Genomic DNA, 23,428 nt, shown 5'->3' on the forward strand with positions numbered 1-23,428 from the left:
CGCGCCTCGACGATCAGTCAGGCGGAGGCGGGCAGGCAGGCCTCACGACCGGCACGTTTCACCACGATGGGAACACCATGAACTCGACCCCTTCGAGCGGCGTCAAAGAAGTCCTCATGCTGCACCACAGCCACCTCGATGTCGGCTACAGCCACCCGCAGCCGATCGTGTGGGAGATCCAGGGCGAGCACATCGACCAGGCGATCGACTGGCTGGAGCGGACGGCTGATCTCCCGGAAGGCGTGCGGCCGAAGTGGACGTGTGAGGCCACCGAGCCGGTGCGGCGCTGGCTGGCGAGGGCATCCGCCTCGAAGCGCAACCGCTTCGTGAAGCTCTGCAAGGAAGGCCGCATCGGCCTGGCCGCGTTGCGCTGGCACACCGCCGCGCTCATCGACCGGCCGGCGCTGCAGCGGCTGGTCGACGGGAAGAACGAGCTGGAGCAACTGATCGGCGCCCCGATCCGGGTGGCGTGCCAACACGACGTCAACGGCGTGCCGTGGCCGATGGCGGACGTGCTTCTCGACGCGGGTGTGGACCTGTTCGTCATGGCCATCAACATCCACTTCGGCCGACCTGTCGCGCTGAGGCCGGGCATGTTCCTGTGGGAGGCGCCGTCCGGCCGCTCGCTCCGAGTCTTCAACGGGCACCACTACACGATGTTCGACCAGAACATGCAGACCTGGCACGACTCCGTCGATCGGATGGCCGAGGGCTGGAGCGCGCTCTCCCGACGCCTGGACGCCATCGACTACAAACTGGACTTCGTCTATCTGACCAGTACCTGCGCGCCGGTCCTGTGGGACAACACTCCGCCCAACCCGTTCACCCCGGAGCTCCTGCAGCGCTGGAACGCCGCCGAGGCCGGCCCGCCCGTCCGGTACGTGACGTTCGACGACCTGCGCGAGCGGGCCCTGGCCCTCCCCGAGGCCGACCTGCCGACGCTGCGGGGCGACTGGACCGACTACTGGAGCTTCGGCTACGGCAGCACCCCGATCGCCACGGCACTCAACCAGCAGTCCAAGCCGCTGATTTCAGCCGCCGAGGCACTCGCCGTGGGCCGCGAGCACAGCACGCTGCAGCGCGCCCGGGACAACGTCGACATGTTCGACGAGCACACCTGGGGCTACTACATCACTCAGCCGGACCACCCCCAGGCGCGCACGACCGAGCTGCTGAAGCAGGCACACGCGCACGAGGGTCACGAACTGGCCGCGTTCGCGGTGATGGACGGACTGGAACGGCTTGCCCAGAACCCGGTCGCGGACACGGGCATCAAGGGCGTTCTGATCTGCAACCCGTCCCCCTATCCGGTGACGGTCCAGCCGCGACTGCCCGCCTCCTGGTTCAGCCAGACCGGCGTGCCGGTGGAACGCACCTACCGCACCGGCAGGCTGTTCTACGACTACCAGTCCTGGGGCCGCGACTACCCAGGAGCAGATCCGGTCGCCTTCGGCCCGCTCGAACTGGAACCCTTCGCGTGGCGCAGCATCCCACTGGCCGAGCTGCCCGCCCCGTCACCGACCCCGCTCGTCTCGCACACCATCGAGACGAGCCACGTCGAGCGTCGCGAACTGAACGTCCTGTCCGCCATGAGCCACCTGCGCGAGATCGGGCGCCTGGAGTCGCCGTTCCACATCCTTCGCTACGAGGTGGCGAACGGGCGCATCATCTCCCTCGTCGACCGCCGCCAGGATCGTGAACTGCTGGCGCCCGGAAAGGGCCTGGACTTCTTCGCCTTCGTCCGGGAGCGCCCCGACGCGTTGGTCGACGGCAGCCGCTACGCCCTCTACACGGCCGACCTGGAAGAGGAGAAGTTCGACAACGCCGGCTGGCAGGACTGGGAACCGATTCGCGAGCGGGCGACCCGCGTGACCGACTGTTCCGTCCGGGTCTCCGCCGGGCGGGTGACCTTGGAGCGCTCGGTGCAGGCTCCGGGAATGACCCACCTGGTCCAGCGGATCACGCTGCTCGAACACGACCCGGTCATCCATCTGGAGGCGGAGTTCGAGGTGGCGCAGGAGACGTCGCCGCAGGGGTTCTACCTCGCCTTCCCGCTCGCGATGAGCGCCGGCTGGGAGGCGATGTTCGACACCGCCGGCCAGCACGTGCACCTGGACGAGGACCAGCTGCCCGGCGCCTGCCGGAACTGGGTGACTGCGGAGTCCGTGGGCGCGATCTGGAACCAGGAAGGAGCCGTCGCCCTGCTCACGCCGGACGCGCCGATGATCCAGTTCGGCGACTTCCACTTCGGCCCGCCGCTCGACGCCGTTCCGCGAGACGACAACCCGCTGCTGCTCGCGTGGCCGGTCAACAACTACTGGGGCACCAACTTCCCGCAGGTCCAGCCCGGACGCACCACGCTGCGGTACGGATTCCTCTCGATGCCCGAGATGGACGAGGACGTGATCCGGCGCCACTCGGCGGGCATGCGCCTGTCCCCCTTGCTCTGGCCGATCACCCATGGTGGTCGCGACGCCGGCGAAGGAGTTCTTGCGAGCTGATCGGGCAGGACCGAGATCCGGTCGGGCTTGGGGGGCGAGCCGCGAGCCCGTGGTCTCGGGTTTTCGAACGTGAGTGCCGAGGAGAGTGCGCGGGTCTGCCCCATGCGCCGCGTGCTCTCCTCACCGGCCAAGGGCACAGCGACCCACCGGGCCAAAGTGAACTGCCCCACGGCGAGCGCGGCCGGGAGCTGGTCGGCACACGCGGTCCTGCTCCTGCGCCAGCCGCTGTGCTCGCGCAGGTCGATCCCGCAGCAGGTCTGCCGTGGCAGGTCTGCTTCTCCGACGCCTCGAGGTCCAGGGCCCACTCGTTCGGGTCGATGGGCACGACCCCCACGAGTTGCCGGCCTGGCTGACCACCACGTCCTTGAAGCGGTGCAAGCGCATCCGCTTCGCTGCCATCGACATGGCCACCGGCTACCACGCCGCACTCCCCAGTGCCGCGAACCACCGCAGTCGTCGACTACGCACAGCTCGCGACGACGATGCCCACCATCGCCCGACGCCACGCCACTGCCACGCTGCGCGGCCCACGCGGACGGGTCACCGACCCTGTGTGAAAGGCCAGACGCGGGCCCACGCGCAACCGCGATGACCTGACCGACCGGCAGTTCGTGAACAGATGGAACGGGCTGATGGACGCCGGGCGGGATCACCTCCCTGACCGCCTGGGTCGCGCGAGCGCCGGCCCGGACCGGCATCGCGGGGGCGTGTGAGGATTTCGGACAGTCCCCATCGCGACGGCCACCTGCGCTACATGCTCACGGAGAGCTGAGTTCGAGGTCCGCGCCACCGCGACGGCGGTGGCGCGGACCTCTACTGAACACGGCGGGCTTGGGGATATCCCTGGGATCAAGACGGTCCAGCAGTATGCGAGTCCGCTATCGAGGGAAGACCTGCACTTCGGCCAGGGACAGGTAGTTCGTACCGTTGAGTTGGATCATCAGGTACCGGCCTGACGCGTTGCCGAGGCTCAGCGTCGTGGGGGTACCGACCTGGCTGGTCTGGTGTGTGCTCCACACGCCGGGAACTGCCGCTTGCTGCGCCGGTGTGAGACTGGTGTCGAAGGGCGTGGGTGACACGAAGATCCAGTAGTCGCTGAGCCGGTCGGCGCAGCAGTCGGTTCGGCTGTAGATGTTGACAGCCGACAGTGTGTAGGACGCGCCAAGGTCAACCTGCCACCAGGCGTTGGGGTCGCTGTTGGTGTGGGTCACCGACCCGCCACCGTAGAAGTCACCGTTGGTGTTTCCGTCCACCGCGTGCGACGCCACGCCACCGTAGGCCGTTGAAGACTGGCTGGCGGGTTGCCCCTGCGCGATGTTGTGGTCGTAGTACACCTCGACCTCCTGAACGGACGGGCCGGGCGCACTGTCGGCGATGCTGAGCCGGATTTCGGTCGTGGTCACGGCTGAGAAGCGCTCCTGCGCGACGAGTCCGCCGTAGGAGTCGGCGACGGCGGTAACCCATGCCGAGCCGTTCCAGTAGTCGATCGTGAAGGTGTTGATGTGGGCAGTGCCCCACTGGGCCTCACGCAGGACGACTCGGTTCAGCGTCGTCGCTTGCGGAAACGTGATCGTGAGCCAGGCAGACGTGGTACCGGCGGGTGTGGCCCATCGCGTCGCGCCCGATCCGTCGACCGCTTTGCCTGCGGCGTAGCCACTGCTGTAGATGCTGCTCGCGGCCGCCGTCGCGCCGAGGGCGAGATTCGTGGTCGACGAGGTGCCGTGGAGGTAGGCGTACGCGGGTTCGAGTCCGGCCGCATTGATCACCGTCTGCGCGGCGGCCGGCCAAGCGCTGCCGACGACGGTGTCGTTGTTGGAGGCGTCGTAGGTGTTGATGCTCGAGCAGCAGGACTTGTTCGTCGTGTTGGCCCAGTTCCCGGTGATGACGTTGTTCTCGGCGGGCGGGTTGGTGAGGCTGCCGTGACCGCCGCCCTCGTTGACGAGCAGCCAACTGGCAACGCGGTCGACGACGTTGTTGCTCACGGTGTAGTGCTGAGTCCCGTTGTCGAGGTAGATCCCGCGCTGGCTTCCGTCGTCGGGTGAGTTGGCGTAGTAGTTGGACTGCTCGATCGAGTTCGGCTGGTCGCCGAGGGTGTAGACCGCTCCGCCGTCCTGTCCCGCGATCATGTAGTGGTGAACGTAGTTGCCCACGATCTGGTTGTTGGCGGCGATGGTGGGAGTGGTCTCCGGGTTGGTCTGGTAGTCACCGAGGCCCCCGTTGTCCAGATATCCCCAGCCCCAGCCAAGTGAGATGCCGTCGTAGGGCACGTTCGCGATCTCGTTGTGCAGGAGCTTCAGGGTGTCGGTGAAGCCGCCGAAGATACCGACACCGCTGATGAACTCGGTGGCGATGTCGTGTACGTAGTTGTCCTGAACGGTGATGTCGTGGATGCGGTCCGCGAAGTTCGTCGGCCTCTGGTCCTGGTGGGTGATGTCGCCGATCTGGATGCCGTTTGCCGACACGTCGTAAATCTGATTTCCTATCAGGGAGACATTGTTCGAACTCTTCTCGACGTTGATTCCCGCGCTTCCGAGTCTGGTGAAGGTGTCTTGTTGAAACACCACATTCGTGGCGTATGCGACGTCCACGGCCGCAGGAGTCTTCGTGAGGCCCGAATAGTTGTACGGTGACGCACCGGCACCGGTCTCGGTGAAGTCGGCCTGCTGCTCGACGAACCCGTCCGCCGTGTTCGGGAAGAGCCACGTCGCGTCGGCGAATGTGAGCCCGGAGAACTGCAGGTTCTGCACCGGTGCGCTTGTACCGGTGCCGGCCACCGTCAGAACCTGCTGGATCGCCGGCACCGTGACCTGCACCGCACCAGGGCCGGTGAGTGACTCTCCGCTGCGGGGCGTGTAGTACAGCGCCGGAGTCCCATCACCGGCGACGGCACCCGTCTTGTCGAGATACCACTCGCCGGGCTGGTTGAGAAGCTCGAAGGCGTTCTCGATGTAGTTGATCGTGTTGTTCGCGATCCCGGGGTTGTTGTGGGCGTTGTTCCAGCAGGGCTGCGCCATCGTGATCGTGTTTCCGCTGACGGACGCGACCGGACACCTGGTCTCGATGTATGACTGGTGATACACGAACTCGATGCTGCTCGGGTTCTTCCAGGTGCCGAGAGATGCCGCATCCGTGGTGGTGTAGCCGGTGCTCGTCATGGTGAATCCGGCAGGAAAATAGGCTCCACGGGCCCGGGTCGCGCGCCTGTTGTTGACGTAGATCTGGCGGGTGTCGGTGATACCCGCAGGCAATGCGGTTTTCCAGACGCCACTGGTGCCGACCTGAGCCCAGCCGGTCATGGGCTGGGCTCCGCTGAAGACCGGGCTGGCCCCGGGCGCCGCGCGCCAGATCACGTTGTGGCCGTTCAGTCCGGAGTCGGCCGGCCCGAAGCTCAGCGGCGCGGTCAACGGGTAGGCCCCGTCCTCCAGATCAACAGCGATGTCGCCGGTTGCTGTCGAGGTCAGGCTCCTGACCTGGGCTTGGGCCGTCGCCACGGAGCACGGCGCGGTGGATGAGCAGGAGCTTCCGCTGCCGGTCGGTGAGGCGTACAGGTCGGTTACGACGGCCGCGCGGGCCGGGCCGGCAAAGGCGAGGCAGATCGCGACAAGCACACCTGTCGTGATCGATCTCATGGCGAGGGTTGGCGAATGCAAGGGAACCTCCGAGGTTCGGACGTGTTAAGTCGGAACTCTTGACGCCGCTGGCCTCGGGGGCAACGAAGGCAAATGAAAGAACACGATTTCGGAGAAATCGGCTTTGATCGGGCGGTCCAGAACGGCCCGGACCGGGCTGATGCAGGAGGTCTCGCCGGGGAACCGTCCGATGCCCCTCACATTGCGTCGGGTCTCGCCGACGGTCCGCTCGATGACATGCCAGATCCTCTTATGGTGCTCGGCGGGGAATCGCAGGTAGGCGGTCAAGCCGACCCGGTCGGCCGCCGGCATAGCGGCGGCGCAGGTACCGGCCCAGGTGTCGATGAACGCGTCGATGCACCGGCGGACGGCTTGTGACCGGGTCGATATTCTTCAGGTCCTCGTCACCAGTGTCGAAGCAACGGCGAGGATCCTATGCTAATTGATGGAGCGTCGGACATCGAGGTCCGCAGTGCCGCCACGAGACCGGAAGGGGGCCCGGAGGGGGTCGGCTTCGGTTGTGGCTGCGGCCGCAGTTTACGGTAGCGGATCACTGCGGGCGGCTCAGCTCGGAGGCAGGGTCTGTTCCGCCCAGATGGTCTTACCGCGGGCGGTGAAGCCTCGATCCACCGAGTGACTCGCGTGCTGTGGATGAGCAATCAAGAAGAGGTGCCTGCTGACCTGCGATGATGGGAGTTCTGACGCTTCCAGCACGCACAATCAGCAAAGCACCTCGTAGATGCAAGTTTCCCATACTCCGGCAGCGGTCTCCGCTGCGTTCGATGACCCGAACCTGATCGCGTATGCCGGGCTGCTGCCGGTGCTGCGGCTGGCCGAGCGGTGCGGGCTGTCGCGGCTGGTGGCCGAGAAGGTGAAGCTGACCGGCGCGAGGAACGTGGCGGGGGCTGCGGCGGACGCCAAGGTCACCAGCATTGTGGGCGGCATGGCCGCGGGTGTGGACAGCATCGACGACCTTCACGTCCTGCGGCACGGGGCGATGCCGGCCGTGTTCGCAGGTGCCCGTGCCCCGTCCACACTGGGCACCTTCCTCCGCGCGTTCACCCACGGTCGTGCCCTTCAACTCCACGCTGTCCACCGCCGGTTCCTGGCCGCACTGGCCGCGCACACCCCCTTGCTGCCGGGCTCGGACGAGCTGGCGTTCATCGATGTCGACTCCACCCACAAGCGGGTCTACGGCCGGGCGAAACAGGGCGCCGAGTACGGCCGGTTCAAGGGCATCCGCACCCTGCACCCGCTACTCGCCACGATCTGCACCCCACAATCGAGGCCGGTGATCGCCGGCGTACGGATGCGACGCGGCAAGGCAGCAGACTCCCGAGGCGCCCCGAAATTCGTGAGCGAGGCCCTGGCCGCCGCCCGCGAGGCCGGCTGCACCGGGACCCGTATCCTGCGGGCCGACTCGCAGTTCTACAACGCCGGGGTGATCGCCGCATGCCGCCGGGCCGGCGCCCACTTTTCGATCACCACCGGGATGAACCCCTCCATCAAGCGGGCCGTTCTCGGCATCCCCAACGATGCCTGGCAGCACATCAGTTACCCGACCGCGGTGCCCGACCCCGAGACCGGTGAGCTCATCTCGGACGCCGAACTCGCCGAGATACCCCAATACACCGCGTTCGCGAGCCGCAAAAAGAGTGACCAGGTCACCGCCCGACTGATCGTGCGCCGGGTCCGTGACCTGGCCAAACCCGCCGTTGTGGGTGAGCAGGGCGAGCTATTTCCCGTCTGGCGCTACCACCCCTTCTTCACCGACCAGCCTGCCGCAACGCTGCAGGCCGAGCGGGAACACCGCCACCACGCCTTGGTCGAGCAGGTCATCGCGGACAGCAAAGCCGGAGCTCTGGCGCACCTGCCCTCCGGGAACTTCCACGCCAACGCGGCCTGGCTCACCCTGTGGGCGATGACCTACAACCTGCTGCGGGCCACCGGCTCCCTGACCTCCGCCTTCCACGCCAAAGCCACCACCGCCACTCTCCGCACCCACCTGGTCCAGGTTCCGGCCCGGATCGCCCGCTCCGCACGACGCATCACCCTGCACCTGCCACACAACTGGCCCTGGCAGCACGCCTGGACACACCTCTTCGACACCGTCCACGGCCCACCCGGCTGACACGAACAGCCCCTACCCGACCCGCCCGCCGCCAGGGCCCAATCGGAACCGAACCCGTGGAAAAGCTGGGCAGACCAGCGGCTACAACCTGCCCGTGCCCAACCGCCGACCTGAAACCGGCTCGCAACCGGTCACAAGATCACTCCCCAAACCACGTCGGTGGATCAAGGCTAAGCGCAATAACGTTCAGTTAAGCGCTTCTGAGTTATTGTTGGGGGATGCCGCGTTCTGGTTGGGTGAAGCCGTCTTCTGATGTCCGGTTGTCGGATTTGGTGTCTGTGGGGTTGCTGACGCGGGTGTTTCCCGCAGATGTGGTTGACGCGGTGATCGAGGAGGCGGGGCGTACTGAGCGGCGTCACCGGTCCTTGCCCGCGCGGGTGATGGCGTACTTCTCGATGGGGATGGCGCTGTATTCGGATGGCTCCTACGAGGATGTGTTCGCGCAGCTCACGGATGGGCTGTCGTGGGCGTCGGGGTGGTCGGAGTCGTTCACGCCGCCCTCGAAGTCGGCGATCTTCCAGGCCAGGGCTCGCCTGGGGTTCGAGCCGGTGCGGGATCTCTTCGTGCGGGTCGCGCGTCCGCTGGCGGGGCCGGACACGCCGGGGTCGTGGCTGGCCGGGCGTCGTCTGGTGGCGATTGACGGGACGTGCCTGGACGTGGCAGACACGGCAGCCAACGCAGAATTCTTCGGGCGGCCTGCTTCCAGTCGGGGGGAGCAGTCCGCGTTTCCGCAGGCCCGCCTGGTGGCATTGGCGGAATGCGGCACCCATGCCGTCTTCGACGCTGTCACCGGCCCGTGCAGCGTGTCGGAGATCGAGTTGTCCCGGCAGCTCGTCGGTCGGCTGGAGCTGGGCCAACTGGTCCTGGCTGACCGGGGCTTCTACGGGTTCCGTCTCTGGCAGCAGGCCGCCGCCACGGGCGCGGATCTGCTCTGGCGAGTGAAAGCGAACCTGCGGCCCCGGCATCTGGAAACACTGGCCGATGGGTCCTGGCTGGCCCGGATCGTCCCGACGTCGGGCACGAACCGGGCCACGACGGAGCCGCTCACAGTCAGAGTGATCGACTACACGGTCGATGACGGCCGGGACAACCCCGAGGAATACCGGCTGCTGACCACGATCCTCGACCCGGCCGAGGTTGGCGCCGAGGACCTCGCAGCCGTCTATGCCCAACGATGGGAGATCGAGACAACCTTCGACGAACTGAAGACCCATCAACGCGGGCCCCGCGCGGTACTGCGCTCGAAAGCCCCCGACCTTGTGCAGCAAGAAATCTGGGGACACCTGTGCTGCCACTACGCCATCCGCACCCTGATGGCCGACACCGCCGCGCACACCGGCCAGGACCCCGACAGAGTCTCCTTCGTCAAGGCCCTCCGCATCGCCCGCCGTTCAGTCGCGCAGGGCGCATTTTCCCCCTCCGGGCGCTGACACGGCCGACGCGACATGGTGTCACGCCATCCGATGGCTCACCCAACAGCTCAACCCGCCCCGCCGAAAACGCTCACACCCGCGAGTCGTCAAACGCAAGGTCCTGAAATGGGCTGCGAAACGCTCCCACCACGCACACTGGCCCCAGCCCAAACACGGCCCCCACATCACCATCCGAGTCCACTAACTGAACGGTATGACTCTGTTGGTGATCTTGTGGGGGTCAGGTGACGGCGGTGCAGAGGGCGTGGAAGTGGCTGGGTGCTCGCCGGGGGCGCGTAGGGTCGGCGATCCAGTCGGTGATGCGGGTGACGTTGCAGGCCAGGCCGGTCAGTACGTGCTGGACGTGCGTCTTGGGCAGGCCTCGGTAGCGTGTCCGGCGCAGGCCGCAGGTGCGGACGTTCTGGGAGAGGGTGGCTTCGATGCCGGCGCGGATCGCGTAGCGGCGCTGCCAGTCTTCGGTGCGCTGGTCGAGGCGGTTGCGCTGCTGGATCTCGTGCAGTTCGCGGGTGGGCAGCAGTGCGAGCGAGCGCGGACCACTGACCGCCTTGGTGCACTGGGGTCGGACGGGGCAGGCCAGGCAGGTGGCCTTGTCGAACTTGACCTGGATGTAGTTGTGGCCGCTGATGTGCAGGGGACGCCACTCGCGGCTGACGGTGCCCTGGGGGCAGGTGGCCTGGCAGCGGTCCCAGTCGATGGCGAAGGCGGCCTTGTCGAAGCCGGCCCCGCTTTTGGCCTGGTGGCTGTGGTCGGGCACGACCGGGCCGAGCAGGGTGATGCTGTGTACCCGGTGAGCGCGTTCAATCTGCGCGGGGCTGATGTAGGCGGCGTCGACGGCGTGCTCGGCCGGGATGAGGCCGACCTGGGCCAGATCGTCGTGGATCTGGGCGGTGAGTTCGCCGTCCTGGACCGGGGCGATCGTGGTGGCCACATGCACGACCACCTCCGGCAGGTCTGACGTGCACGTCTCGGTGAAGTGAGTGCGGTAGCCGGACCAGGCGGTGTCACGTTTGACGCAGTAGTGCGCGTCGGTGTCGTACGGGGAGTCGAACCGCAGCGATGCCGGAGGCAGCGCGTGTCCGTCGCGCCAGCGCAGCCGCCCGCGGGTATCCCAGACGTAGTGGTGCACCCAGACCTGGCGCAGGATTTCCACCTGCGCCAACGCCCGGAGCTGGGGAGGGGCGTCGGCCGCCCACGCGGCGGCCAGGACCTTGTGTCCGTCCCGGCCGAAGGTCTCGGCCAGCGCGGTGACCCCGGCCTTCCCGCCGGGCACCTTGCCGATCTCGATCTTGCGCCCGTAGCGCTTGTCCCACTCCGGCTCGACCAGCGGCAGCAGCCAGTCCGGGTCCGCCTGGGCGAGCTGCTCGAGGGCGGCCCGCAGGCTCTCGCCGACCAGCTCCAGCCGGCTGAGCGTGCGCACCGCCGCAAGCACATGGGTCGCATCCGTGCGTTGCCGACCGCCGGATTTAAGCAGCCCGGCCTCGGTCAGCCGATGCAGCATCACTCGCAGCAGCCGGTCGGCCGCGTCGTCCTGGGTCAGCCTGGCCCGGAACTCGCACAGCACCGAGTGGTCGAAGCCGGGATCGTTCAACTCCAGGCCCAGGGCGTACTTCCAGTCGATCCTGGTGCGGACCGCGTTCGCGGCCGCGCGGTCCGAGAGGTTCTCCGCGAACTGCAGCACCGACACCAGCGCCAACTGCCCAGGTGACAGTCCCGGACGACCGTCCTTCGGATACAGGTCAGCGAACTCGCCGTCCTCGAACACCACATCCAGCCGGTCCCGTATCAGCATCGCCGGCGTGCCCTTCGGACACGCCGCCCACGCCGTCACCATTGTCCGCGTCGGTATGCGCTGGAAACTCCTGGCCCGCAAGGACATCTCCGCCCCTCTCCCCGAAACCACCCCGCTCCACTCCAGCGAACCGCCGAACGGACGACCTGTCAGCACCCCACACAAGATCGCCAACAGAGTCACGGTATTGAGCTAAGCCTTGATCCACCGATCTGATGGCTGTGGATGACTCTTCGGGAAACAAGGAAGTGCCTTGTGACCTGCGATGATGGGAGTTCTTGAGGCTTCCAGCACGCACGATCGGCAAGGCACTTCCGAGATGCAAGTTTCCCATACTCCAGCGGCGGTCTCCGCTGCGTTCGATGACCCGAATCTGGTCGCGCTTGCCGGGCTGGTTCCGGTGATGCGGCTGGCCGAACGGTGTGGGCTGTCGGGCCTGGTGACGCAGAAGGTGGAGCTGAGCGGGACGACGAACGGCGCGGGTGCGTCGGCGGGCGCCAAGGTCAGCAGCATCGTGGCCGGCATGGCGGCGGGCGCGGACAGCATCGACGACCTCCACGTGCTGCGGCACGGCGCGATGCCCGCCCTGTTCCGAGGGGTTCGTGCGCCGTCCACGCTGGGCACGTTCCTTCGCGCGTTCACCCACGGTCACGCACTCCAACTCCACGCTGTCCACCGCAGGTTCCTCGGTCAACTGGCCGCGCACACCCCGCTGCTTCCCGGCGCCGATCAGATGGTGTTCATTGATGTCGACTCCACCCACAAGCGGGTCTACGGCCGGGCCAAGCAGGGCGCCGAGTACGGCCGGTTCAAGGGCATCCGCACCCTGCACCCCCTGCTTGCCACGATCTGCACCCCCACCTCCCGGCCGGTGATCGCAACAGTACGGATGCGCCGCGGCAAGGCAGCCGATTCCCGTGGGGCCCCGAAATTCGTCAGTGAGGCGCTGGCCACCGCCGTCGAGGCGGGCTGCACCGGCACCCGGATCCTGCGAGCGGACTCGCAGTTCTACAACGCCGGGGTGATCGCCGCCTGCCGCCGGGCCGGAGCCCACTTCTCGATCACCTGCGGGATGAACCCCTCCATCAAACGGGCCATCCACACCCTCCCCGACCAGGCCTGGCAGCAGATCACGTACCCGACCGCGGTGCCCGATCCCGCAACCGGTGAACTCATCTCGGACGCCGAAGTCGCCGAGATCCCCGCCTACACCGCGTTCGCCAGCCGCACAAAAGCAGAGCGGGTCACCGCGCGGCTGATCGTGCGCCGGGTCCGCGACCTGGCCAAACCCGCCGTTGTGGGTGAGCAGGGCGAGTTGTTTCCCGTCTGGCGCTACCACCCGTTCTTCACCGACCAGCCCGCACAGACCCTCCAGGCCGAACGCGAACACCGTCACCACGCGGTCATCGAGCAGGTCATCGCCGACAGCAAAGCCTCTGCCCTGGCCCACCTGCCCTCCGCACACTTCCACGCCAACGCCGCATGGCTCACCCTGTGGGCGATGACCTACAACCTGCTGCGGGCCACCGGCGCACAGGCCTCCGCCTTCCACGCCAGGGCCACCACCGCCACGATCCGCACCCACCTGGTCCACGTTCCGGCCCGGATCGCCCGCTCCGGCCGCCGCATCACCCTGCACCTACCGCACAACTGGCCCTGGCAGCACGCCTGGACACACCTGTTCTCCACCGCCCACGGACCGGCCGGCTGATACGAACAGCCCCTGCCCGCCCCGCCCGCAAGGGCCCGACCGGAACCGAACCGTGGAAATGCTGGGCAGACCAGCGGACACAAGCTGCCCTCACCCGGCCACCCGACCCGAAGCCGATCAAAAGACCACTCTCAAACCACCTCGGTGGATCAAGGCTAAGCGGTTGTGGTGATGTCGGGTGCGGTTCGGGTGTGAGGTGCAGCAGGGAGGCGCTGCCATGCCGAAGATCCTGCGTGTGGAACTGACGCCTGATCAGGATTGTGAAGTGTGTGAGCGTCTGCGGGCACGTGATCTCGGGCCGCACACCAGGCTGCGTCCGGACTGCATTCGGTTGATCGCGCGGGGTATGACCCTGCCCCAGGTCGCTGGCCTGCTCGAAATGCAACGACGTCTGTGCGTGGTGCGGCCCACCGCTTCGAAGACGGCGGTTTCGACGCCTTGGTCGATGCCTCACACCCGGGCCGCCCGCCCTCTATCACTCGCGAGGACCGCTAGTAGGGCTTGGTCAGGTTCGTATCGGTGTGGGTATGTTGCGGTGGCAGGTGGGGCAGGCACCGGTCCAGAGGGCGAGGAGTATCTGCAGCTCGCGGACGACCTGGTAGAGGCTCAGGCCGGCGCCGCGTCTTTTGGGGCCCGGGCCAGTCGTTGCAGGGTGCAGAAGGCGTGCGCGACGGAGACGAGGGTGACGTGGTGGTGCCAGCCGTTCCAGGTGCGGCCCTCGAAGTGGGCAAGTCCCAGGGCCTGTTTCATCTCCCGGTAGTCGTGTTCGATGCGCCAGCGGAGTTTGGCGAGCCGGACCAGCGTGGTCAGAGGCATGCCGGAGGGCAGGTCGGACAGCCAGAACTGCACCGGCTCGCTCTCACCGGCGGGCCATTCGGCCAGCAGCCAGCACTCCGGCAGTTCCGGGCCGTCGGTGGCCTGGCGGACCTCGCGTCCGGCAGGCCGGATGCGCAAGGCCACGAAGCGGGAGTACATCCGCTTGCGGCCCGAGCGGCCGGTGCCGGGCCGGGAGCCCTCCCGCCACTGCACCGGCCTGGCCGCCTTCCGGCCCGCCGCGATGACCAGCTCCTTCACCGGCCGCGGCTTGTCGGGATACTTCGCCACCGGCGGCCGTCCGGACCCCGAGTACGGCTCGGCCACCGGCACCGCGCCGGCGGGCTGGGCCGACAGCGTGGGGGAGATCCCCACCACGTAGTTCAGGCCGCGGGCCTGCAGTCCGTGCCGGAACGCGGCGGCATCGCCGTATCCGGCGTCCGCGACGGCCAGCGGCACCTCGATCCCCCAGGAGCGGGTCTCGTCGAGCATGTCCAGGGCCAGCTGCCACTTCTCCACATGCCCGACATCGTCCGGGATGCCGCAGGCGGCACGGCGGGCGACCTTGCCCGCATCGGCCTTCGGTGAGGCGGGATCCCATGTCCCGGGCAGGAACAGCCGCCAGTTGACCGCCGCCGAGGCGTGGTCGGACGCGAGGTGGAGTGAGACGCCGACCTGGCAGTTGGTGACCTTGCCCGCGGTGCCGGTGTACTGCCGCGACACACACGCCGAGGCGGTCCCGTCCTTCAAAAACCCGGTGTCGTCGAAGACCAGGGCCTCCGGCCCGATCGCCTCCTCCATCCGCCAGGCGAGCTGGGCCCGGATGTGCGCGGGGTCCCAGGGGCTGGTGGTGATGAAGTTGGCCAGTGCCTGACGATTGCCGTCCTCCCCGAGCCGGGCGGCCATCGGCTCGACCGACTTACGCTGCCCGTCGGTCAGCAGCCCCCGCAGATATACCTGCCCCCACCGGCGCTGATCCTTTCGCGCAAACGGCTCGAACACCTCCGCCGCGAACGTCTCCAACTCGCCACGCACCACAGCAATCTCGTCCGGAGTCACACACTCTCAACGCCACACCGGACCTGCAGGACACGCACCACCACAACCGACCTGACCAAGCCCTACTAGGCCCTGGCCGTGTTGCTGCACGAGTCCGCGCGCCAGGGCCGTACCTGGATCGCCGCGGCGCTGTGCGACTGGCTGGAGGCCGAGCGTGGGGTGAAGGGCGGTGCGGCGTGGCTGACCGAGGGTGTCAGTTCTCACCGACATCGGTCCCTGTGATCGACAAGTGCTGCCCAAGCTCGGCGACAAACGGTGTCGACTGTCAGTTACGAAGCCAACGGATGCCCGCGGCCGGACGATACGCCGGCCTTCGGCTGTGCCGTCAGGGCCGGGGTGTCCGTGGTCACAATGCTGGCCGCACCTTTTGGATCCGTGTACATGGTCGTCCTGCGTCCGCACTGAAACGGTGGTGCCCGCACCGGTGGCCGGAACGGAATCGCCGCCGACGCGCAGTAGAGAGAGGCGAGCGAGATGACCCGGTCATTCGGCGACTACCAGAACGAGATCTACGGTGACGGACTGCGCGGAGTGGTGCCGACACTGCCGATGACCTTCGCCGGCCTCGAGTCGAAGGCGCAAGCCGCGCTCTCCCCGTCCCTGTGGTCGTACGTGGCCGGCGGTGCCGGTGATGAGTACACCCAGCGTGCCAATGTCAGCGCCTTCGAGCAGTGGGGGCTGATCCCTCGGATGATGGTCGGAGCCGCGCGGCGCGACCTGTCGGTCGATCTGTTCGGGATGACACTGGCGAGCCCGCTGTTCATGGTGCCGGTGGGCGTCATCGGCCTGTGCTCACAGGACGCGCACGGCGACCTCGCCACCGCCCGGGCTGCCGCCCGCACCGGAGTGCCCATGGTCGCCTCCACCCTGACCGTCGACCCGATGGAGGCCGTGGCGAAGGAACTCGGCGACACCCCCGGCTTCTTCCAGCTGTACACGCCCACCGACCGGGACCTGGCGGAAAGCCTGGTCCACCGCGCCGAGGCCGCCGGGTTCAAGGGCATCGTGGTGACCCTCGACACCTGGGTCACCGGCTGGCGCCCCCGCGACCTCAGCACCAGCAACTTCCCCCAGCTGCGCGGCCACTGCCTGGCCAACTACACCTCCGACCCGGTCTTCCGCGCGCGCCTGGAGCGCTCTCCGGAGGAGGACATGGGCGCAGCGGTCGCCCACCTCATGGGGATCTACGGCAACCCGCTGACCTGGGACGACCTTCCCTGGCTGCGCTCCCTGACCGACCTGCCGCTGATCCTCAAGGGGATCTGCCACCCCGACGACGTGCGCCGGGCCAAGGACGGCGGCGTGAACGGCATCTACTGCTCCAACCACGGGGGCCGACAGGCCAACGGAGGCCTCGCCGCCCTCGACGCGCTGCCCGAGGTGGTGGACGCCGCCGACGGCCTGCCCGTGCTCTTCGACTCCGGTGTCCGCACCGGCGCCGACATCGTCAAGGCCCTCGCCCTCGGCGCCACCGCCGTGGGCGTCGGACGGCCCTACGCCTACGGCCTGGCCGCCGGCGGCACGGACGGCATCGTCCACGTACTGCGCGCGCTCCTCGCCGAGGCCGACCTGATCATGGCGGTCGACGGCTACCCCACCCTGGCCGACCTCACTCGCGAGGCCCTACGCCGACGGCCCTGAGCACGTCGCGCCTGTGGGTCGACGGCCGGCACGTCAAGGGCGAACGAACCGACGCGCACGGGCGGTTCTGGCGGTTCGACATCTCCTCCCTCCGGCCCGACACCCGCGACCGCATGCGCATCACGGACGCGCACGACAAGCCGCTGTGCGGATCGTGGCCGCTCAAGACGTTCCCGGCGCCGGACGCCACGCCAACGCAACCTACGGAACGCTGCGCTTCGGCTCCCTGCTCGAGGCCGTGCTCTACGACTGCCGGCGCTACCTGGACTCCAAGGGCACCCACGCCCGGGTCCTTCCGCAGTGGGTCGAGGACTGGATCGTCGCGCGGACACGAGCCGAGGACACCGCGCACTTCATGCACGTCCCCTCGCTGCCCTCGGCTACTCGGCGGGCAAGCTGGGCGACTGGTACCCGGACCTGCTGGACAACGCGACCGGCAAGCTGGTGCTCGGACGCGACAAGCCCGGCTGGCAGCCCGGGTGGTTCACCCAGCACCAGCGGCTGATCGAGGCCCTCGGTTCCCAGACCAGGCGTGCCCCGGTAGCCATCCAGGGAGACTTTCACGCAACGGCCGTGGGCAAGATCCTCCGCTCCGACGGCCTGACCCTGACCAACCCGTTGCACCTGGTGTCGACCGGCGCCCTGGGCACCGGTGACCTTGCCTTCCCGTCGGCCTTCCGGCACATCGAGTCCACACCGTCGGGGCTCGTGTAGACGGAGGAGTCGCTCAAGCCGGTCGAGAAGAATGGCTTCACCGTCATCGACGTGACGCCCGACGAGCTGACGTTCTCAGTGTTCACCTGGCGCCCGCCGCAGCCCGTCGAGGCCATCGACACGCACGATGGAGCCAGCGCTCGTGTACCGGGTACCCCGCCCGGCGTGACCCGCCGGGCGTCTCCACGCCCCTGGTCGGGCCGGTCCGCTTCACGGCGGGCGCTCTTGCCGCCGCCTGCTGTTCGTCCGCACCGCTTCGGTCGCGGAGGACCTGCACTATGTTGCGGAGAACCCGGCAGCACGCGCCCGTGAGGGCGAGTGGTCACGGCCGGCCAGTGCGCTGGTCAATGCCTTCGGCGTGGTCAAGGCGGTGGCGCGGAAGCGGGATACTGAGATCCGCGGCCTGCTGGACCGCGGGTTCGCCCGGATCAGCGAGGATGACCGGGCTACGGGCGCATGGGCGAACGACCGGAGACGCCGTTGGCACGGCGTACGCGATGGGGCCGTCGAGATCCGTCGAACGGCCTGGGCGCGTCCAGGCCGTTCGACGGAAGATTGGGTAGGGGTGATCGTCTCAGCTGCCGACCGGAGGAGCCATGGCCGCTGCGCGGCCAGGACGGGCGCGGTGCGATTTCATTCCCCGCACTTTGCCGCGCCCATCAGTTGCCGGGCTGGCCCCCGTCCGGTCCGGTCTGGTCTCGCGACCGCAGGGAGACGCAAAAGAAAGGGGCGTGCGGGCCGTTGTGGACGCACGCACCCTCTGCTTATGGCAGCGGCTATCAAGTGGACTGGTGCTCCTTCTCCAGCGTCTCCTTGAGGCGCTGGAGGGTGACCTTCATGGTCTGGCGGTTGTGGGTGGCCCGGTCGCGGATGCCGCTGACCCTGGGGCTGATGAAGTGCATGAACCAGCCGCGCTGGTCGATCCAGGTCTCGGTGACCTTGGTCGCCTGGCCGAAGTCGAGCGGCTCGAACCGGTAGGTCCAGATCGCGACGCGCAGCCCTACGCCACGGGCGAGGAAAGCGAACCGCTCGCCTGGCTCCGCTGCCATCACGGTGCACTGGGTCGACCAGGGGCGCTTGGCGGAGCGGTTGTGTCCGGTGAACTTCATCCCGGGCCAGACCTCCTGCAGGCCGTCGCCCTTGACGTCGGCGCCGGTGCATTCGGGGCTCCAGCGGCCCATGTCGGCCACGTTCGTCACCGCCGCGTACACGACGCTCGGTGGTACAGCGATCTCTATGGATTCGGAGACGCGCGTTTCCATCGGCAGCCCTTCTCGAAGACAATTTCGAGCCAACGACAAGGTTCCTCGCGCATCGCGCTCAGGGCAGTCATCGGCGGATTCAGTTACACCCCAGGGCCAGTGCGCCGACTGCCGTCAGAACGGCGGGAGCTTCGGCCACGGCGCATGCCGCACAGAGGACCGCGGAGGCGGTCAGGGGGAACGGCAGCATCGGTCATTGGTCGGCAGGTGCCGGCGCCGGGCGCGGGGCTGTTGTCGTACGCCATCCGGGCCGGCGCTGACGCCCTGGCATGGTGGCCGCACCTGACCGCGTGCGGTACAGTCGGCGGCCTGCATCTCGATCAGCGCGTGGAACCGCTCGGCAAAGGGAGTGAAGGTGCGCTTCGGCAGGGCCACGCACACCGTTGGTCTCCGCTGGCGTTTCGGTTCCGCTCGGTGCAACGTCTCAGCGGGAAGTGTCGGCCGCCGGGGCGGACTTGACGGCCGACGGCCTCGAGCTGCCGCGGGTGATCAACCAGCCGACAGCGGCGGTGCAAGGGAACATCGCCAATCCGTAGACCGCTGCGGGAACAGCGAGCGGGACGCTGTTCAGGACGCCGACGGCGATGGTGATGGCGAGGGCCGCGTTGTGCGCTCCGATCTCGAAGGCGGCCGCGACGGCTTGGCGGTGCTCCACCCCCATCGCTCGGGGCACGACGAAGCCGACTGTCAGACTGGCCAGGCAGAAGATCAGCGCCACCACGCCGACCGAGGTGAGGTAGCCGAGGACGTGGGCTCGCTCGTTGTACGTGGTGCCGAGGACGGCCAGGGCCAGCACCAGGGCCGAGGCGATCCGCACCGGACGGTCCATACGGTCGGCGAAGGCGGGGCGGGACCGACGCAGGATCATGCCGATCCCGACGGGAACCAGCACGATCACGAACACTTGGAGCATCTTGCCGAACTGCAGCGTGATCTGCCCCGCGCCGAGGTCGGGTGCGAAGTACGCCAGGGCGAAGTTGGTCACCAGCGGGACGGTCACCACGGCGATCACCGAGTTGATGGCGGTGAGCGTGATGTTGAGGGCGACGTCGCCGTGGAACAGGTGGCTGAACAGGTTGGCGACGGTGCCTCCCGGAGAAGCCGCGAGCAGCATCATTCCGACCGCCAGCACTGGGGGGAGGTCAAACGCCACGACCAGCCCGAAGCACAGTGCGGGCAGGACGAGCAGCTGCAGCGTGAGCGCCACCGCCACCGCGCGCGGCTGGCGGGCGGTGCGGGCGAAGTCGTCGACGGTCAAAGACAGTCCGAGGCCGAGCATGACGACCGCAAGGGCTGCCGGCAGGAAGACAGAGGCGATCACTGAGTCCATGGGTCACGGTTCCAGGTGGCGAGTCGGGAGGTGGTACACGAGGAAGACCCGGCCGGCCAGTCCGGGTCTTGTCGTACCCGCAACGGTGCCAGCGTCGACGTCACGTGCGCTCGTGCCTCAGTCCGAAACAGACACTGTCCATTGGCCGCTGGAACAACTCGCGGTGCGGATCAGATCGCGTCGGAAGGAGCACCGAAGAGCGAGACCCATCGCAGTGCGAGTTCGACTTGAGTCGAGCGCTGCGACAGCGGGTGCCCGAGCAACTCCTCGGCCCGGGCGATGCGGTAGCGCACCGTGTTCTTGTGCACGAACAGCTGCTCGGCCGTCGCCTCAATGCTCAAGGTTGTCAGGTATGCCAGGACGGTCTCGCGGAGCAGTGCGAGGTTCTTGTCGGCACCGCAGAGTGGACCGACCTCCCGGGCCACCATCCGTCGCATCAACGTTTCCTGTGCTGAAACGAGGATGAGCAACTCCTCCTCGTCAAAGCGCACCAGGGCTCGACCGTGTGCAGCCTTGAGGGCCAGGCTCTCGGCGGCACGGGCTTCCGCGTGGCTCGTTCGGAAACCCTGGATCCCCGGATCAGGCCGGCCGATCGCCGCCTGCATGCCGGCGTGCTGGAGTGCCGACGCGAGGCCGGCGAGCTGAGCGAGGTCGGGCTCGTGGGGCGTGGCTACCCAGCACCACAGGTCGCGGCTGCCGGCGACCATCGTCAGTGATCGTGAGGCGCCAAGCGCCTGGGCGACGGCATTCGCGATGTCCAGCATGGCCTCGGTCGTCGACGAGCCGGCCTCGGGCGCCCAGACGACGTAGGCCGTCTGCCAATGCGACAGGGGGTGGTCCAGTAGGCGCGTTGCGTCGTCCGCACTGGGCGGCGCGTCACCGAGCAGCGCTTCGATGGTCTCGGCGCGGCGTACGGCGGCGTCGTCGCGCAGTCGCCGACGTTCCTCGTAGTACGTCTCGATCAGGCTTTCCACGGCGTCGGCCATCCACTGCCCGCCGAGACCCCAAAGGAAGACGAGGATCTCGTCACGCGCGGGAGCGTCTTCGCTCGCCCCGTCGATGATCTCGGTGAGGAACTGGAAGACGCTCTGCTGGGAGACCCGGTACACCTTCAACAGGATCCCGAGGTCCAAGCCGCGCCGGGCCAGGGAACGGGCCAGGTCGGCGCCCTGGCCGGGCCGCACGAGGCGGTGGTCCTCTCTGAGGCTCTCGACGAACTCGCGCCACTCCGCGCGGGTGCTGCGGTGCAAGTCCTGGACGAGGATGGGATCGTTGGCGATCTCGGGGATCTGCTTGGTGATGACGGCGTCGACCCGCTCTGTGAAGGAGTCCACCAGGGCGTCCTGTGAGGCCATCTTGCCGAAGTCCTGCGCCCAGGCAGTCAACGCTTCCGACCGGTTCTCCGACAATTCGACGCCCCTGACTCTCGCTGTGACGGTGGGTGGCCACGCTTCTTGGGCGTCCGAACAATGCTGCACTCCACCGCTGCGATCTCGGCCGGCCTGCGCCTTGAAATGATCGATGAGCGCGTTGAACTCGCCGGTCGGCAAGAATTCCGCGTACTCAGCGTCCTCGAGCGCATGCGGCGTGTGTCCCGGTGCCCAATAGAAGGCCGGTCCCGCCTCGTAGACCTCGTCGACGGCCCTGGTACTCGACGCGACCCGCCCCTTTTGAATGTACCCCCGGTGAGGACACTGACAAAGATCGCCGGGCTGTCCGACCAGCGCTGAACCAAGGTCCGCCCCGGCCGGCAGTCGAACAAATGCCGACGTCATGGCGCCGCCGATCTCCTGTCATGCGGAATTCGATGCCGTCACTCTCGATCTCGATGGAAACAACTGCGCGGCGCGAATCAGCGTCTCGGCCTGAGGGCGGGCGGTCATCTGGCAGGACGCCGTCAGGTCTTCTCGATCATGTAAGCGTCAAAGATCACGCTCATTCATGACACTCCCTTGTCGAGCGGGAAGGTCTGCAGGGCGGACGATGCAGCGGAAGCCCAAGTGGCAGGTGGAGGTGTCGATCGGCTGGGGGAGTCGTGCGGAGGGTCGGTAGCGGCGGCAGTAGTTCGGCGCGCACAGGTGCGAGCCGCCCTTCATCACCTTGCGGGGAATGCGCAGCTGGTGCTGACCTGGTTCAATGCTGTTAGCCTCCTCGCCGCCGGCCGGGTTGACGCGCGGCCGTGGCGCGCCGCAGCAGGTCGGCGTGTTGGTCGCGAGGTGCCGGTGGTCGGCGTACCAGTCGGACGTCCACTCCCACACGTTGCCGATCATGTCGCGCAGTCCGTAGCCGTTGGCCGGGAACGCCCCGACCGGCGAGGTGCCGGTGTAGCCGTCCAGTTCCAGGTTCTCGTGCGGGAACTCGCCCTGCCAGGTGTTGGCCATGTACCGGCCACCCGGGTTGAGCTCGTCGCCCCAGGCGAACTCGCTGTCGGGCAGGCCGCCGCGCGCGGCGTACTCCCATTCGGCTTCGGTGGGGATCTGCTTGCCGGCCCACTGCGCGTAGGCGAGCGCATCCGGCCACGCCACATGGGTCACCGGATGATCAAGGCGGTCGCGCAGCGACGTCCCCGGACCCCCTGGGTGCCGCCAGTTCGCGCCGGGCACGTACGACCACCACTGGTACGGGTATCTCAGGTCCACCGGATGTGAAGGCGGCGTGAACGCCGCCGAAGCCGGTGCCAGCATGGCCGGGTCGGCGTTCGGATACATCGACAGGTCCGCGGGGCGTTCGGCGATCGTTTGGTATCCGGTGGCTTCGACGAAGGCTTGGAACCGGGCGTTGGTGACCGGATGCGGATCGATCCAGAAACCGTCGACGCTCACGGGGTGGGTCGGGGCCTCCTCGGGGTAGTGGTGGTCCGATCCCATGGTGAACCGGCCACCGGGAATCCACACCATGTCGTCGGTCTGCTGCTGCGGGGTGCGGCCTGGGGGAGTCGTGGTCGCGGTGGGCACTTCACTCATCGGTGTTACCTAGCTGTGCGGGGCCTGCGGAGTACGAGGATCGGGCCGCGCCTGACTTTTCTGCCAACGGCGGGCGGCGGTGTCGAGCTGCCGGGCTCAGCTGGCGATGGCGACGTGACCGTTCCTGCGGTCACATGCGGACCCTCTAGATGCATTACTTCGAGTTCCGTTAAAGTCCCATCCACGCCAGGAGTCGTCAAGACCCCGCAGGTCGCGGCAGCTATGATCCGCCACGGCTGCGTTGCACTCACCACCGAACTGGCAGCCGCCTTGCGGCCGTGACCTCCCCGCCGCCCGGCTCCCCATCGGACGGCGCACACCACACCACCCGTACCCGGGACATGAGCCCCTCGCTCGGCCCGCCTCGTCTGGCGGCACGCCGGGAGCCGCCGTGTCCCTGCTCACCCACCACCACGGTGCCGGAGCCCGGGACCACACGCCCGGACAGCCGG

Annotated in this window: 17 protein-coding genes; 9 read left to right on the forward strand and 8 right to left on the reverse strand. The window is 67.9% G+C overall.

Annotated features, from left to right (window positions below; translation table 11 throughout):
* Positions 1–77 precede the first annotated feature (77 nt).
* Both OHA03_RS41145 and OHA03_RS41150 read left to right on the forward strand, forming a co-directional pair.
* Positions 78–2,501, forward strand: coding sequence for a hypothetical protein (locus OHA03_RS41145; RefSeq protein ID WP_267009062.1), 2,424 nt, complete (start codon positions 78–80; stop codon positions 2,499–2,501).
* A 434-nt stretch (positions 2,502–2,935) separates the two neighbouring features.
* On the forward strand, positions 2,936–3,058 hold the full coding sequence (locus OHA03_RS41150; RefSeq protein WP_267009063.1) for a hypothetical protein: 123 nt from the start codon (positions 2,936–2,938) through the stop codon (positions 3,056–3,058).
* Between the two features lie 321 nt (positions 3,059–3,379).
* On the opposite strand, the gene OHA03_RS41155 is transcribed toward OHA03_RS41150, so the two are convergent.
* Together OHA03_RS41155 and OHA03_RS48180 are read right to left on the reverse strand one after the other, a co-directional pair.
* Positions 3,380–6,130 (reverse strand): discoidin domain-containing protein, encoded by a 2,751-nt coding sequence (locus OHA03_RS41155; RefSeq protein WP_267009064.1) that lies wholly within the window; start codon positions 6,128–6,130, stop codon positions 3,380–3,382.
* Between the two features lie 45 nt (positions 6,131–6,175).
* Complete coding sequence (locus tag OHA03_RS48180) at positions 6,176–6,520, reverse strand: transposase (protein ID WP_354006177.1); 345 nt, start codon at positions 6,518–6,520, stop codon at positions 6,176–6,178.
* A 349-nt stretch (positions 6,521–6,869) separates the two neighbouring features.
* Between OHA03_RS48180 and OHA03_RS41165 the strand changes: the two genes are divergently transcribed.
* Both OHA03_RS41165 and OHA03_RS41170 read left to right on the forward strand, forming a co-directional pair.
* Positions 6,870–8,261: an IS1380 family transposase gene (locus OHA03_RS41165; RefSeq protein ID WP_267009066.1), complete on the forward strand. Its 1,392-nt coding sequence runs from the start codon at positions 6,870–6,872 to the stop codon at positions 8,259–8,261.
* A 218-nt stretch (positions 8,262–8,479) separates the two neighbouring features.
* Entirely contained in the window at positions 8,480–9,691 is a 1,212-nt protein-coding gene (locus OHA03_RS41170; RefSeq protein ID WP_267009067.1) for an IS4 family transposase, read from the forward strand.
* Between the two features lie 223 nt (positions 9,692–9,914).
* Here the strand turns inward: OHA03_RS41170 and OHA03_RS41175 are convergent, their stop codons facing one another.
* Positions 9,915–11,483, reverse strand: a complete 1,569-nt coding sequence (locus OHA03_RS41175; protein ID WP_267004628.1) for an IS1182 family transposase — start codon at positions 11,481–11,483, stop codon at positions 9,915–9,917.
* A 7-nt stretch (positions 11,484–11,490) separates the two neighbouring features.
* On the opposite strand from OHA03_RS41175, the gene OHA03_RS41180 reads away from it, so the two are divergent.
* Both OHA03_RS41180 and OHA03_RS41185 read left to right on the forward strand, forming a co-directional pair.
* The gene (locus tag OHA03_RS41180; protein ID WP_267009068.1) at positions 11,491–11,679 is read left to right on the forward strand and encodes a hypothetical protein; all 189 of its coding nucleotides are present in this window, start codon (positions 11,491–11,493) and stop codon (positions 11,677–11,679) included.
* A 123-nt stretch (positions 11,680–11,802) separates the two neighbouring features.
* A complete protein-coding gene (locus OHA03_RS41185) occupies positions 11,803–13,194 on the forward strand; it encodes an IS1380 family transposase (protein ID WP_266999817.1) in 1,392 nt (463 codons plus the stop codon).
* 606 nt (positions 13,195–13,800) lie between these two features.
* Here the strand turns inward: OHA03_RS41185 and OHA03_RS41190 are convergent.
* Positions 13,801–15,066 carry an IS701 family transposase gene (locus OHA03_RS41190; RefSeq protein WP_267009069.1) on the reverse strand — a complete coding sequence of 422 codons (1,266 nt, stop codon included), beginning with the start codon at positions 15,064–15,066 and terminating at the stop codon, positions 13,801–13,803.
* A gap of 78 nt (positions 15,067–15,144) precedes the next feature.
* On the opposite strand from OHA03_RS41190, the gene OHA03_RS41195 reads away from it, so the two are divergent.
* The 3 genes from OHA03_RS41195 (at position 15,145) to OHA03_RS41205 (ending at position 17,421) form a co-directional block, all read left to right on the forward strand.
* Entirely contained in the window at positions 15,145–15,288 is a 144-nt protein-coding gene (locus OHA03_RS41195) for a hypothetical protein (RefSeq protein ID WP_267009070.1), read from the forward strand.
* A 252-nt stretch (positions 15,289–15,540) separates the two neighbouring features.
* Positions 15,541–16,707, forward strand: coding sequence for an alpha-hydroxy-acid oxidizing protein (locus OHA03_RS41200; protein WP_267009071.1), 1,167 nt, complete (start codon positions 15,541–15,543; stop codon positions 16,705–16,707).
* Between the two features lie 300 nt (positions 16,708–17,007).
* Complete coding sequence (locus OHA03_RS41205; RefSeq protein WP_267009072.1) at positions 17,008–17,421, forward strand: hypothetical protein; 414 nt, start codon at positions 17,008–17,010, stop codon at positions 17,419–17,421.
* 779 nt (positions 17,422–18,200) lie between these two features.
* Here OHA03_RS41205 and OHA03_RS41210 read toward each other — a convergent pair.
* The 4 genes from OHA03_RS41210 to OHA03_RS41230 all read right to left on the reverse strand — a co-directional run bounded on the left by OHA03_RS41210 (position 18,201) and on the right by OHA03_RS41230 (position 22,976).
* Positions 18,201–18,683 (reverse strand): SRPBCC family protein, encoded by a 483-nt coding sequence (locus OHA03_RS41210; RefSeq protein ID WP_267009073.1) that lies wholly within the window; start codon positions 18,681–18,683, stop codon positions 18,201–18,203.
* A 424-nt stretch (positions 18,684–19,107) separates the two neighbouring features.
* A complete protein-coding gene (locus OHA03_RS41215) occupies positions 19,108–20,013 on the reverse strand; it encodes a bile acid:sodium symporter family protein (RefSeq protein ID WP_267009074.1) in 906 nt (301 codons plus the stop codon).
* Positions 20,014–20,183: 170 nt separating this feature from the next.
* Positions 20,184–21,788 (reverse strand): helix-turn-helix domain-containing protein, encoded by a 1,605-nt coding sequence (locus OHA03_RS47920; protein WP_323181378.1) that lies wholly within the window; start codon positions 21,786–21,788, stop codon positions 20,184–20,186.
* A gap of 147 nt (positions 21,789–21,935) precedes the next feature.
* Positions 21,936–22,976, reverse strand: a complete 1,041-nt coding sequence (locus OHA03_RS41230) for a formylglycine-generating enzyme family protein (protein WP_267009075.1) — start codon at positions 22,974–22,976, stop codon at positions 21,936–21,938.
* Between the last annotated feature and the right edge of the window lie 452 nt (positions 22,977–23,428).

Source organism: Streptomyces sp. NBC_00154 (assembly GCF_026342835.1).
Classification (GTDB): domain Bacteria; phylum Actinomycetota; class Actinomycetes; order Streptomycetales; family Streptomycetaceae; genus Streptomyces.

Coding starts and splice junctions, on each gene's coding strand:
- OHA03_RS41230 (WP_267009075.1), bottom strand. CDS start 22,976: ATGAGTGAAGTGCCCACCGCGACCACGACTCCCCCAGGCCGCACCCCG.
- OHA03_RS41215 (WP_267009074.1), bottom strand. CDS start 20,013: ATGGACTCAGTGATCGCCTCTGTCTTCCTGCCGGCAGCCCTTGCGGTC.
- OHA03_RS41175 (WP_267004628.1), bottom strand. CDS start 11,483: ATGCTGATACGGGACCGGCTGGATGTGGTGTTCGAGGACGGCGAGTTC.
- OHA03_RS41170 (WP_267009067.1), top strand. CDS start 8,480: ATGCCGCGTTCTGGTTGGGTGAAGCCGTCTTCTGATGTCCGGTTGTCG.
- OHA03_RS41165 (WP_267009066.1), top strand. CDS start 6,870: ATGCAAGTTTCCCATACTCCGGCAGCGGTCTCCGCTGCGTTCGATGAC.
- OHA03_RS41210 (WP_267009073.1), bottom strand. CDS start 18,683: ATGGAAACGCGCGTCTCCGAATCCATAGAGATCGCTGTACCACCGAGC.
- OHA03_RS47920 (WP_323181378.1), bottom strand. CDS start 21,788: ATGACGTCGGCATTTGTTCGACTGCCGGCCGGGGCGGACCTTGGTTCA.
- OHA03_RS41185 (WP_266999817.1), top strand. CDS start 11,803: ATGCAAGTTTCCCATACTCCAGCGGCGGTCTCCGCTGCGTTCGATGAC.
- OHA03_RS41200 (WP_267009071.1), top strand. CDS start 15,541: ATGACCCGGTCATTCGGCGACTACCAGAACGAGATCTACGGTGACGGA.
- OHA03_RS41155 (WP_267009064.1), bottom strand. CDS start 6,130: ATGAGATCGATCACGACAGGTGTGCTTGTCGCGATCTGCCTCGCCTTT.
- OHA03_RS41145 (WP_267009062.1), top strand. CDS start 78: ATGAACTCGACCCCTTCGAGCGGCGTCAAAGAAGTCCTCATGCTGCAC.